Source organism: Bradyrhizobium yuanmingense (assembly GCF_900094575.1).
Classification (GTDB): Bacteria; Pseudomonadota; Alphaproteobacteria; order Rhizobiales; family Xanthobacteraceae; genus Bradyrhizobium; species Bradyrhizobium yuanmingense.
Window position 1 is genome coordinate 39,277 of the sequence record NZ_FMAE01000011.1, and the last position, 11,826, is coordinate 51,102.

An 11,826-nucleotide genomic window follows, 5' to 3' on the forward strand; every position below is an offset into this window, starting at 1 on the left:
AACTCCCGATCTCGAAATCAAAATCGCCTGTTTCAAGCCTGGAACCGGCCGCAGCGGCAGGGCATTATGACACCGCCCAGTAAAGTGCCCCTTACCAATCCCTGTTCCGTGCTCTCACCGAAATTAGGTAAGCTGTAACCCTCGGTTGAGTCGTAAACCGGTTCCGTGACCACCTGCGCCCAGAACCCGCTACGATAAACGGACTGCCGGCGAATGAGACTAGCGGAGATGCTCAAGCCCATCTACTCGCGCGAAATGGACGTGCCTGCGCCGATCGACCGAAGCACATTTCTGTCGACCCTGCCGGCCACGTCGGCCGACCGCACTGCAGCATTGACGATTGTCGGTGTGTCCTCGCTCCTGTTCGCCGCAGCCGTGCCCTTCGCCGGTACCCCGCTCCTGCCGGTGCCAGCCTTCGTCGCCAGCTATCAATCCGCGCTGGCCGTGAGCGACATCGTCACGGCAGTGCTGCTGCTGTCGCAATTTGCGATCCTGCGCACCCGCGCGCTGCTGTGGCTCGCCAGCGGCTATCTCTTCACCGCCGCGGGGGCGCTGGTTCATGCCCTCACCTTCCCAGGGCTGTTCACCCCGACCGGACTCCTGGGCGCGGGCCGACAGACCACGGTGTGGCTCTACATGATCTGGCACGCCGGCTTTCCGCTCTGCGTGATGGCATATGCCTGGCTGAAGGAGAAAGACGGTGGGCCCCGGATCCGCGGCGCGGTAAGCACCGCGATTTATGCCTGCGGGCTCGGCGTCGTCGCCGCGATGGCGGTCTTCGCCTGGATCGTCACCGCGCAGCACGATCTGTTGCCGGTCCTGTTGAGCGAGGGCCGCTACACGGCGACCATGATCGGCGTCGTGTCCTTCGTGTGGTCGCTGAGCTTTGCCGCGCTGGTCTCGCTCTGGTTCCGCAGGCCACATACGGTAATCGACATCTGGCTCATGGTGGTCATGTGCGCCTGGCTGTTCGACATCGCCCTGTCGGCGATCGTCAACGTCGCGCGCTTCGATCTCGGATTCTATGCCGGCCGGCTCTACGGCCTCGCCGCGGCGACCTTCGTGCTCGCGGTGCTTCTGATCGAGAATGTCCGCCTCCAGGCGCATACAGTGGGCCTCGTCGGAAAGCTGCGCCAGCAATCGGCCTCGCAACGCGACTATTTCGGCAAGCGCCTCGCGCTGTACGGCGCCGTGGTCGAATCCTCCAATGACGCGATCATCACCAAGTCGCTCGACGGCATCATCACCAGCTGGAACAAGGCCGCCGAAAACCTATTCGGCTACTCCGCCGCCGAGGCCGTCGGCAAGCCGATCGACATCATCGTGCCGCCGGATCGCAAGGGCGAGATCAGAAGCACCCTCAACCAGATCGCCAGCAATGAATCGATCGCCCAGCACGAGACGGTCCGAATCCGCAAAGACGGCCGCCCGCTCGACGTCGTCCTGAACGTCTCGCCGCTGCGGACCGACGATGGAGAGATCATCGGCGCTTCCAAGATCGCCCACGACATCACGGAAGAAAAGCAGGCTAGAGAGAAGCTGCGCCGCGAGACCGAGGAACGCCAGCGGATTTTCGAGACATCGCAGGACCTGATCCTGGTCACCGACGGCTACGGCAATTTCGTCCAGGTCAGCCCGAGCGTGCAGAACATTCTCGGCTACAGCCCCGAGGACATGGTCGGGCACAGCGCGATCGAGTTCATCCATCCCGACGACCTCGAGAAGACGCGGAGCGAGATGCGGGCGGCCCGTCGCGGCGCGGTCAAGCGCAGCTTCGAGGCGCGCTACTACCATTACGACGGTCACGAGGTCACGCTGAACTGGATGGGCACCTGGTCCGAGCCGGTGAAACGCCACTTCTTCATCGGCCGCGACCTCACCGACAAGCAGGCCGCCGAAGCCCAGCTCCGGCAGGTCCAGAAAATGGACTCGATCGGCCAATTGACCGGCGGCGTCGCCCACGACTTCAACAACGTGCTGACCGTGATCACGGGCACGATCGGCATTCTCAGCGACGCGGTCGCCGACCGGCCCGATCTTGCCGCGATCACCAAGCTGATCGACGACGCCGCCGAGCGCGGCGCGCAGCTGACCAAGCACCTGCTCGCCTTCGCCCGCAAGCAGCCGCTGCAGCCGCGCGAGATCGACGTCAACGCACTGGCGCTCGAAGCCGCCAAGCTCTTGCATCCGACGCTCGGCGAGCAGATCACCATCATGCCGCAGCTCACCGAGGATGCCTGGCCGACACTGGTCGACCCGGGCCAGCTCTCCACCGCGATCCTCAATCTCGCGCTGAACGCGCGCGACGCCATGCCCGAGGGCGGCACCCTGGTGCTGGAGACCCGCAACATCTTCCTCGACGACGGCTATGCCAGCATGAACCCCGACGTCGTTGCCGGCAATTACGTGATGATCGCGGTCAGCGACACCGGCACCGGAATTCCTGCCGAGCTGATCGACCGGGTATTCGATCCCTTCTTCACGACCAAGGAGGTTGGCAAGGGCACTGGCCTCGGCCTCAGCATGGTGTTTGGCTTCGTCAAGCAATCGGGCGGGCACATCAAGATCTACAGTGAGGAAGGCCACGGCACGAGCGTGAAGATCTACCTGCCGCGCTCGACCGGTGTGCAGGAGACCGAGTTCGAATCGCTCCAGAATGCGCCAATCACCGGCGGTAACGAGAAGATCCTGATCGTCGAAGACGATGCCTTGGTGCGGCAATATGTCGTGACGCAGGTCAAGAGCCTCGGCTATACCGCGCTCGAGGCCGCCAACGGCGCCGAGGCGCTCAATATCATCGACAGCGACGAGACCATCGACCTGCTGTTCACCGACATCATCATGCCCGGCAACATGAATGGCCGCCAGCTGGCCGACGAAGCCCACAAGCGCCGCCCCGACCTGAAGACGCTGTTCACCTCGGGCTACACCGAGAACGCCATCGTCCATCACGGCCGGCTCGATTCCGGCGTGCTGCTGCTGGCCAAGCCCTACCGCAAGTCCGAGCTCGCCAAGATGCTGAGGACCGCGCTCGCCGGTTGAGCCTGCGGCATTGCTGCGCTATCGCAGATCGTGAATTCTCAAACACGAGGCCGCCTTGAAGAACCTTCTCACCGATATCGCCGGCGTCCGGGTCGGCCACGCCGAAGATCCGAAAGTCGGTTCCGGCGCGACCGCGATCATCTTCGATTCTCCTGCGATCGCCGCGATCGACGTGCGCGGCGGCGGCCCCGGCACGCGCGAGGATGCACTGCTCGATCTCGCCAACACGGTCGAGCGCGTCGACGCTATCGCGCTGTCGGGCGGCTCGGCCTTCGGCCTCGACACCGGCGGCGGCGTGCAGGCCTGGCTCGCCGAGCAGGGCCGCGGCCACCGGGTTCGCGAAGCGCTGATCCCGATCGTGCCGGGGGCGATCCTGTTCGACCTGCTCAATGGCGGCGACAAGGCCTGGGGACGCTTCTCGCCGTATCGCGACCTCGGCTATGCCGCGGCGACTGCCGCCACCAGCGCGGATTTCGCGCTTGGCAGCGCCGGCGCCGGCTTCGGCGCCACCACCGCGACGTTCAAGGGCGGGCTTGGCTCGGCATCGGCCGTGACGGCGAGCGGAATCAAGGTCGCGGCGATCGTCGCCGTCAACGCCGTGGGCAGCGTCACCGTCGGCAATGGCCCGTGGTTCTGGGCGGCGCCGTTCGAGGTGGACAGCGAATTCGGTGGACGCGGCCTGCCGGACAAGTTCACCGAGGACATGCTCCGCATGCGCATCAAGGGCGGTCCTGCCGCGAGCGCGCGCGAGAACACCACCATCGGCGCCGTCGTGACCAACGCGGTGCTGACCAAGCCCCAGGCCAAGCGGCTGGCGATGATCGCGCATACCGGCTTCGCCCGCGCGATCTATCCGGTGCATGCGCCGACCGACGGCGACGTGCTGTTCGCCGCCGCCACCTGTGAAACGCCGATCGAGCCGCTGGTTGGCCTCACCGAGCTCGGCACGATCGCCGCCAACGTGGTCGCCCGCGCGATCGCCCGCGGCGTCTACAGCGCGACGGCCCTACCGTTTCCGGGCGCGCAGGCGGCTTGGAAGGACCGGTTCGGCTAGAAACGAAACCGTCACCCAAGCGTTACCCGGCGGACAAGGTGTGCGGCCATGCCCTCTTCCGTGATCCGCTTTTTTCGCTATGCGCCAGAGAGACGCGAACTGAAGGTGACGTTCGTCAGCGGGCGCCTCTATGTCTATGAGGATGTTCCGCCCGAGATCGCTGCTGCGTTCAGGGATGCGCGCGCAAAAGGAACGTTCTTCAATCGCGAGATCCGCGACCGCTATGCCTGTCGTGACATCACCCACGAACTTGCCGGGTAACTTCGGGACGCGCTCACACGCTGATCGACATCGATGAAGCTGCTGATCCCGCAGTGGCCTGCGCCTGGCGCTGCATCATCTGCCCGAACCAATCATAAGGCGAATTGCCGCCACTTTTCGCATTCGACGAGCCGGCGGCGCCCGGCACCGTGGTCGACATCTTGAAGCCGTCGGCATAGGTGACGATGGTGGTGGTCGAGCCGTCGGCATTGGTCGTCGTGGTCGACGTCGAACCGCGGCTGGGTTGCGACGAGGAATCCGAGCCATCGCCCGCGCCTTCCGCGTGATCACGGCCGTGACCGCCCCTCAGCGCCTTCGTCATCTCGCCGAGATTGACGCTGCCATCCGCATTCGCGTCCATCTTCGAAAACACGTCGTCGGCCTGGGCCAGGTTGGTGCCGCCCGCGCCGAGCGCGTCCTCGAACTCGGACTTGGTGATTTTGCCGTCGCCATCCACGTCGATCTGCGAGAACAGATCCTTCAGCGCAGCCTCCCGGCCCTTCGACGTCGAGGATGTGCCGTTGGCCGACTGGCCCTGCGCCGCGAACAGCGCATTCATCGTCTCCGCCGAGATCTGCGGATACTTACCTGCATTGACCGACGAGGTCGCGCCGGTCGTGCTGCTGCTGCCGCTGTCGATTGCGAACGGATTGGTCGGCGCGCTCTGCGAGGAGCCGGTCTTGTGCGCCGCCGACGACGATTTCGCGTTCGTCAGCGACTGGATCGCGTCGAGCGCGCTCGATACCGCACCAAGGGCGAACAACATTGCACAACTCCAACAGGATGCGGCATGCCGCGACCAATGTTCTGCGGCTGAACTCAGCAAGCGCCGTGCCATCGCGAGAAGCTCAACGAATTCCGCATCCGTCGGGTCGTGCAGGCCGCGGGAACATCGGCAATTCATGCCGCCGGCGGCAGAAATTTCCGCCCACAGGAAGCGCGCCCCTCCTGCATTGCCCGCCACAAGAGCCCATGTTAGGCGAGGCCATTCGTCGTCCGTCCGCCCCCGGGAAAACGCGCCATGACCCAAGCTTTCGCCCCCCGCCCCCTGGCCATCGCGCCCTCGATCCTGGCCTCGGATTTCTCGAAGCTCGGCGAGGAGGTGCGCAGCGTCGACGCCGCCGGCGCCGACTGGATCCATCTCGACGTGATGGACGGGCACTTCGTTCCGAACATCTCCTACGGTCCTGACGTCATCAGGGCGATGCGCCCGCACACCAAGAAGATCTTCGACGCGCATCTGATGATCTCGCCCTGCGATCCCTATCTCGAGGCCTTCGCGAAGGCCGGCTGCGACCACGTCACCGTGCACGCGGAGGCAGGTCCCCATTTGCACCGCTCGCTCCAGGCCATCCGCGCGCTCGGCAAGAAGGCCGGCGTCTCGCTCAATCCGGCGACGCCGATCAGCGCGCTCGAATACGTCCTCGACCTCGTCGACCTCGTGCTGGTGATGTCGGTCAATCCCGGCTTCGGCGGCCAGGCCTTCATCCCCTCCGCGATCAACAAGATCCGGGACATCCGCGCGATGGTTGCGGGCCGCCCGATCGACATCGAGGTCGACGGCGGCGTCGGCCCCGATGTCGCGGGTGCGCTCGCCGCGGCCGGCGCCAACGCTTTCGTCGCGGGCACCTCGGTGTTCAAAGGCGGCACGCAGGAGGCCTACAAGACCAACATCGCCGCGATCCGCAACGCGGCACTTGGGGCACGCGGCGAGGCGATCTGAGACCATCGCTATCCGAACCGGAGCCGCGGCCGCTACGACCAAGTGGAATGGATAAACTCCGCGCCACTCCGTTTACTGCCGGCCTGCTTCGTCTTCTCGCCGAGTCCCTTCATGATGGAGAGCAAGTGGTCTGGCAGGGGCAGCCCGACGCCATCGCCAACGCGACAATGTGGCGATTTCTCTGGTGGATCGGATTTCCCTGGTTGTTGCTGACCGTCATCGCCGTCAGCAAGGATTGGATCGACCAAGCGACCCAACCTCTGGCAATGATTGGAGTTGGGATGATTGCAGCTCCGTTCGTGATGCTGCTGCAAGACCTGCAGACGCTTTATGTGATCACCGACCGCCGCGCGCTGATCGTGCGCACGGCCTGGAGCAGACGCAGCGTGACCGCTACTTCGTTCGACGCCATGGATGAAGTGTTCGAAATCCTCGACATCGGCGGCGGCGTCGGCCACCTGAACTTTGCGTCAGGGCGCTCGACCCGTTCGCCCGATACCGACTACACCGGGCGCTATGGGTTTCGCTGTGTTCGAGACGCAAGGCGCATCCGGGATATCCTCGATCATGCGCGCACCGGCAAAGTACGTCGGTCGCACGCGGGAAGAACTGCGGCTTCCACGGGTTCTGCAAGGCGCAAAGCTTAAAATTGTAGCCTTGGTCCGTACTCATCCGGACTTCCCTGATTCGCGCAAATCACTGCAAGTGATTCCTGCCTGTTTCGCGGGAGCACATCATGACGACGACCCTGGTTTGGACTGGCGTGGCGTTGTGGATTGGTTTCAGTGCGTTTGTGGTGTTCGGTCCCTCGGCCGGACCGGTCGAGGCCCCGGCACGTCCGGCCCGCAACATCCGTCGCGACCGCACCAGGGGCTGACGTCCATGCAGATCGCACTCGTGAGGCGTCAGCCGAAGCGCCGGTGCCGGATTCCACGGCGCCCGCATCCGAGCCTCGATTATTTCTTCGGCCGCCTCGAGCACGCCGATGGCACGCTGGACGACGATGCCGGGCTCGACAATTCGGACCTCGACCGTTCGCTTGGCTCGCCGCGCCGACACTAAGACCTCTTTTCCGGACCACCCATGAAACCGCATTGCCCGAACTGCCTGAAGGAAATGACCAAGGCGTCCGCGTCGCGTAACCTGTTCAATTGCGAGCCCTGCCGCGAGATCATCCAGTATTTCGGCGGCAGCGCCGATCACGGCGAGCCGGGACCGCAATTCTCCTGGCCGATCCGCCGCAAGCGCGCGTTTGCCGTCCACGCGGCCTGATCCGGCCCGCAAATCGCCCCGGCCGGCCTAACCTTCGCCGGCCTCCGGCCCGCCGCCGTCCCCCGCCAATCGCGGCGGCCGCACCACGGTGACGGTGCAGCTCGCCTCCGAGGCCACCTTGGCCGACACGCTGCCGAGCAGCATGCGCCGGAACGAGCTCTGTCGCGCGCCGATGATGACGTGGTCGACCTGGTTGGCCTTGGCAAACTCCAGGATCGCGGCGGCGGGATCGACCGCCTCCAGCACATGAGCCGACAGCCGGCTCTCGTCCAGCTTGAGCGGCGTTGCCCAATGCCTGAGCGCGACCAGACGATCGATATGCTTGTTGGAGCCCTGCTCGTCCAACGTCCGATCGATCGCAATCCGGTTCAGCTTGAGCACGTTGACGCAGGCAAGCCGCGCCGAGGGCAAGGTGGCGAGGATGCGCTGGGTGGTCACGCGCAGCGCCTCGTTCAGCTCCGGAGCGCCCTCCGCCGTGTCGAGCGCAACGGCGAGGATCGGGCTCGATGCGATCTGGGCTGCGACATCCGATTTCGCGCGCGGCGCCATGACACCCTGGTTGAAGCGCCGGCGCCAGGCGATGCCGAGGGAATCGCGCTTCACCCGCTCCGAGCGCGCGGTGAGCTTGACCTGGTCCGGATAAGCGAGATCGAAGGCAAGCTGGGCCGCGGTCGGATAGCGCCACACCGGCTCGATCTCCAGACAGCGCAACACCACCTCCTGAAGCCAGGGCGGATAATCCGCACGAAGCTTCCGCGGCGGATGCGGATCGCGCCACAGCCGGCGCCGCATCGCCCGCAGCGTCTCGCCCTCGCCGAACGGCCGCTCGCCGGTGGTGAAGAAATAGAGCAGCACGCCGAGCGAAAACACATCGCTGCGCGGATCGTCGCGCACCCCGAGCAGCCGCTCGGGTGCCATATAGGGCGCGGTGCCGTAAGGCAGGCGGAATTCCTCCTGCAACAGGTCCGGCAGGTGGTTGTGATGCGACAGGCCGTAGTCGATCAGCACCGCTTCGCCGCTCTCGCGGAACATGATGCTGCTCGGCTTGATGTCGTGGTGGATCACGTTCTGCCGGTGCAGATCCGCAAGCGCCGTGGCGATCCTGGCGACGAGCTGCCGCGCCTCGTCATAGGGCAGCGGCAGGTCGGGGAGCCGCTTGTACAGCGTGGCACCTGGAATGCGCTCGATCACGACATAGGCTTGGCGGGCGAAATCACCGGTGCCGAAGCAGGCCGGCACGTGCGGCCCCGCCAGCCGCGGCAGGATCATCATCTCCATCTCGAAGGAAACGATCGCGGCGGCGTCTTCGCCCTCCGACACCCGCGGGATCTTCATCAGCAAGGGCACGTCGATGCCGGGATGGGTGACGGTCCACAGCGTCGCCATGCCGCCGGCATGAACGCATTCGCCGATCGTAAAACCGTCGATCTCCGCGCCTGACTTGACCAGGGGTTTCGGCATCCGTCAGCGCCCCTGCAACAAGCGGTCGGCAAGCCAAGGCGGCAGACCGTTGTCGCGGATCCTGCTCGCTGCGGTCTCGACGTCATAGGGCGCGCGGCAATAGGTGATCTGGCACGACTCGGTGTCGAACAGCACGAAGGCCGCCGACGGATCGCCGTCGCGGGGCTGGCCGACCGAGCCGAGCACGGCGAGCCATTGCCGTCCGCGCAGGAGCTGCACGGGGACGTCGGTCTTCGGCACGAAGCTCGTCATCTTCGCCGTCACCGACATCGAATAGAGCGCCGGCCTGTGGATGTGGCCGCAAAAGGTGACGTGGGCCCGTGTCGCAATCAGGCTCTTGGCGGCGTCCATGGTCGAGCGGACATAGTGCCAGCGCTGGGGATGCGAGGCTTCCGCATGCACGAACAGGCGGCCATCGTCCTCCACCTGCATCGGCAATTCGGCCAGAAACCGCCGCTGCGCCGTGTCGAGGCGGCCGCGGGTCCATTCGATCGCGATCTGCGCCTCGGCGTTCATCGTCTCGGCCGTGGAATTGATCGCCTGGTCATGATTGCCGCGCACCGCGACGGCGCCCTGCGCGACCAGCTCCATCGCGGTGTCCACCACCCATTCCGGATCGGCGCCATAGCCGACGAAGTCGCCGAGCAGGACGATGCCCTCCGCGCCCTTCGCACGCGCGATCTTCAGGCAGGCCTCGAACGCCTGCCTGTTGCCATGGATATCCGAGAAGACAGCGAGAAGCACGTACCCTCCACCCTCAGATTCTTATTCGGGGCCGATGAGGCCAAATTGAGGGAGGTCAACAGGATGCGCCAGCACTGGGCCGTTTGCCAGCGCTGCTCTACGATGATGGTGATGGGCCTATTGCTCGTCCTTCGGCGGCATCCGGGGCGGCGGAATCGGCGTGAACACCGCGTCCTGGGCACCGGCCGGCGGCGCAGTGAACTCGCCGGTCGAGGAATCGCCGCCGCTGGTCTCCAGGATGGTCTTCGGCGTCACATATTCTCGAACCAGGTCGATCAGGCTGCCGTCGCCGCCGCCGAAATCCGCCGCGCGCCCTCCTTGCGGATGTCCGGCCGCGATCTCGTTCTCGGCGGCGTGGGTCTTGTCGGCCAGCCGGTCATTGTAGGGCACACGAAAAGCGCGCGGGATGCCGCTCGGGCGATTGTCCTCGTCCAGCGCCTCGACCCAGAGATAGATCGAGCCGGGATCGCCCTCAAGCGAATGCGGCTCGACGATGCGGGCCTTCAGCAGCTTGAAGGTGGTCGGCAGCCGCTCCGTGCTGGCCCAACCGAGCAGGCCGCGCATTTCGGTGAAGCTGACGATGTAGAAGGTGCTGGTCACGACCACGGCGACCGCCTTCAGCGACCAGTGCAGCCGCGCATAGACCAGAACGACCAGCAGCAGCGCGCCGATGACGGCATACGCGACCGATAGCGTCAGGATGACCGTTTGCAGGTTACTCACGGCGTACCCTCGTAGCGTTCCTGCTCACACCGGTCCTGGCATCGAGATCGCCGCCGTTGCGCCAGCTGCTGCGGAACGTCTCCAACAGCGATTTCGGCCGCTGTTCGACATCGACGACCTTGCCTTCCGCATCGATCCGGAATCGGACCGCGGTCTTCTCGTCGCCGGTGTGGTCGAGCGTGAACTTGTTGTCGAAGATCACCTGCGCGGTCGGATTGAGCTTCTGCACCTTCACACCGGCCGTCACAGGCTCGCCCGTGGTGGCGACGAAATGCGAGACGTTCACGACGTACTCGCCGGCGAGGATGCCACGCACGGTGACGATCTCCTCGCGGATCGGCGAGGCGATCTTCTTGCCGTTGACGATGATGAAATTGTTGGCCCCGCCGCGGTCGTCGCGGTCGAGCGTGAGGAAGCCGGCCTCGCGGTGGCGATACCAGGCGATGTTGCCGGCGGGATCCTGCACGAACAGGTCGAGATCGTCGGGGTGGTTGTCCGGCCAGTCCAGCGTGATCATGAACTCCGCCTTGGAATCGATCTTGCCGTCCTTGGCGTCGGGGGAGACCGCCAGCAGCGCCAGGAAGAACAGGAAGGCGATCACCTGGAGCGCCTTGAACAGCATCACGCCCAGCGGGTCGAACGGCTCCTCGCGCGGATAGAGACCGAAATCATCCATCATGACGGCGTTCCCGAACCCTTGCGCTCCAGCACCGGCGTCACATAGGTCTCGGTCAGCACCACCGCGTCCGAGAACACCCGCTGGGTCGCGGCGTCGAGCATGTAGTACTGGATGCGGATCAGGATCGAGCCGACAAGGCCGGCCAGCGTCGTGTACATCGCGATCGCCATGCCGTCGCTCATCAAGCCCATCGAGGAGCGCATCGCGACCTTGTCGGCGGCGTCCAGCCCCGCGATCGGCGCCAGCATGATGATGAAGCCGATGATGGTGCCGAGCAGACCGAGCTTCATCAGCGTATCGGAGACGAAGGCGCCGAACCCGTTGGAGCCGCGCAAGCGATCGGCGAGATTACGTAGCAGCAGCGTCTGGTCGACCGGCCGGTAGTCCTGCGCCGCGGCCTTGGTCACCAGGCTTTCGATGTGGTCGCGCACCAGACCGCGCGGCAGCGCCACGGCGCTCGCATCGAGCGCCTTGCTGCCGCCCGCTGCCGACAGCACCGCGCGGCAGCGCCGCGTCGCCGCCCCTTCCCGCGCGATGGCCCGGGTCCGCAGGAAGCAGTGGCCGCAGGTGAGGACGTAGAGCGCCGCGATCACCGCTGAAATGTAGGTGCGATCCGAGGTCAGCATCAGGTGAATCAGGCCGAAGCGCCACAGCAGCACGACAGCGAAGATCGACAGCCCGGTGAAGATCATCCAGAACAGCAGCGCGCTGCGCTCGGATGGATCGGCAGCCTGGCTTGCGATTGGTCCAATCGTTATCGAACTCATGCTGCACCGCTCCTGGCTTGCAGGCGCCGGCCTGCAACGTGTCCTCACCGATTAGATCAAAGCCGCCGTTTCAGGTCCAAAGACCCATGCCCAATCCGGC

General features: G+C 65.3%; 14 protein-coding genes. 8 read left to right on the forward strand and 6 right to left on the reverse strand.

What is annotated here, in order from left to right; all coding sequences use genetic code 11:
* Positions 1–228: 228 nt before the first annotated feature.
* Genes GA0061099_RS32355 through GA0061099_RS32365 form a run of 3 tightly spaced genes read left to right on the forward strand, consistent with a single transcriptional unit; the run spans position 229 to position 4,357 of the window.
* Positions 229–3,042, forward strand: coding sequence for a PAS domain S-box protein (locus tag GA0061099_RS32355; protein ID WP_036027802.1), 2,814 nt, complete (start codon positions 229–231; stop codon positions 3,040–3,042).
* 55 nt (positions 3,043–3,097) lie between these two features.
* Positions 3,098–4,096 carry a P1 family peptidase gene (locus GA0061099_RS32360; RefSeq protein WP_036027803.1) on the forward strand — a complete coding sequence of 333 codons (999 nt, stop codon included), beginning with the start codon at positions 3,098–3,100 and terminating at the stop codon, positions 4,094–4,096.
* 48 nt (positions 4,097–4,144) lie between these two features.
* Positions 4,145–4,357 carry a KTSC domain-containing protein gene (locus tag GA0061099_RS32365; RefSeq protein ID WP_036027804.1) on the forward strand — a complete coding sequence of 71 codons (213 nt, stop codon included), beginning with the start codon at positions 4,145–4,147 and terminating at the stop codon, positions 4,355–4,357.
* Positions 4,358–4,370: 13 nt separating this feature from the next.
* Here the strand turns inward: GA0061099_RS32365 and GA0061099_RS32370 are convergent, their stop codons facing one another.
* Positions 4,371–5,123: an EF-hand domain-containing protein gene (locus GA0061099_RS32370; RefSeq protein WP_036027805.1), complete on the reverse strand. Its 753-nt coding sequence runs from the start codon at positions 5,121–5,123 to the stop codon at positions 4,371–4,373.
* 255 nt (positions 5,124–5,378) lie between these two features.
* Here GA0061099_RS32370 and rpe point away from each other — a divergent pair, with 255 nt between their 5' ends.
* From rpe to GA0061099_RS32390, 5 genes are all read left to right on the forward strand, one after another.
* Positions 5,379–6,080, forward strand: a complete 702-nt coding sequence (gene rpe / locus GA0061099_RS32375; protein WP_036012875.1) for a ribulose-phosphate 3-epimerase — start codon at positions 5,379–5,381, stop codon at positions 6,078–6,080.
* Positions 6,081–6,127: 47 nt separating this feature from the next.
* Entirely contained in the window at positions 6,128–6,727 is a 600-nt protein-coding gene (locus GA0061099_RS32380) for a hypothetical protein (protein ID WP_036027807.1), read from the forward strand.
* Between the two features lie 89 nt (positions 6,728–6,816).
* Positions 6,817–6,957, forward strand: coding sequence for a hypothetical protein (locus tag GA0061099_RS41505; protein ID WP_167361692.1), 141 nt, complete (start codon positions 6,817–6,819; stop codon positions 6,955–6,957).
* 5 nt (positions 6,958–6,962) lie between these two features.
* Positions 6,963–7,142, forward strand: coding sequence for a hypothetical protein (locus GA0061099_RS32385; protein WP_036027809.1), 180 nt, complete (start codon positions 6,963–6,965; stop codon positions 7,140–7,142).
* Positions 7,143–7,163: 21 nt separating this feature from the next.
* Positions 7,164–7,352 (forward strand): hypothetical protein, encoded by a 189-nt coding sequence (locus tag GA0061099_RS32390; protein ID WP_036012880.1) that lies wholly within the window; start codon positions 7,164–7,166, stop codon positions 7,350–7,352.
* A 27-nt stretch (positions 7,353–7,379) separates the two neighbouring features.
* On the opposite strand, the gene GA0061099_RS32395 is transcribed toward GA0061099_RS32390, so the two are convergent.
* The 5 genes from GA0061099_RS32395 to GA0061099_RS32415 all read right to left on the reverse strand — a co-directional run bounded on the left by GA0061099_RS32395 (position 7,380) and on the right by GA0061099_RS32415 (position 11,726).
* Positions 7,380–8,813, reverse strand: a complete 1,434-nt coding sequence (locus GA0061099_RS32395; RefSeq protein WP_074448240.1) for a bifunctional serine/threonine-protein kinase/universal stress protein — start codon at positions 8,811–8,813, stop codon at positions 7,380–7,382.
* A 3-nt stretch (positions 8,814–8,816) separates the two neighbouring features.
* Positions 8,817–9,557, reverse strand: coding sequence for a metallophosphoesterase family protein (locus GA0061099_RS32400; RefSeq protein WP_036027812.1), 741 nt, complete (start codon positions 9,555–9,557; stop codon positions 8,817–8,819).
* A gap of 117 nt (positions 9,558–9,674) precedes the next feature.
* The gene (locus GA0061099_RS32405; protein WP_036027815.1) at positions 9,675–10,280 is read right to left on the reverse strand and encodes a hypothetical protein; all 606 of its coding nucleotides are present in this window, start codon (positions 10,278–10,280) and stop codon (positions 9,675–9,677) included.
* Positions 10,273–10,959 carry a hypothetical protein gene (locus GA0061099_RS32410; RefSeq protein WP_036027817.1) on the reverse strand — a complete coding sequence of 229 codons (687 nt, stop codon included), beginning with the start codon at positions 10,957–10,959 and terminating at the stop codon, positions 10,273–10,275. Before GA0061099_RS32410 ends, GA0061099_RS32405 begins: the two co-directional genes overlap by 8 nt.
* Complete coding sequence (locus GA0061099_RS32415; RefSeq protein WP_036027818.1) at positions 10,956–11,726, reverse strand: MotA/TolQ/ExbB proton channel family protein; 771 nt, start codon at positions 11,724–11,726, stop codon at positions 10,956–10,958. Before GA0061099_RS32415 ends, GA0061099_RS32410 begins: the two co-directional genes overlap by 4 nt.
* Positions 11,727–11,826: the final 100 nt, after the last annotated feature.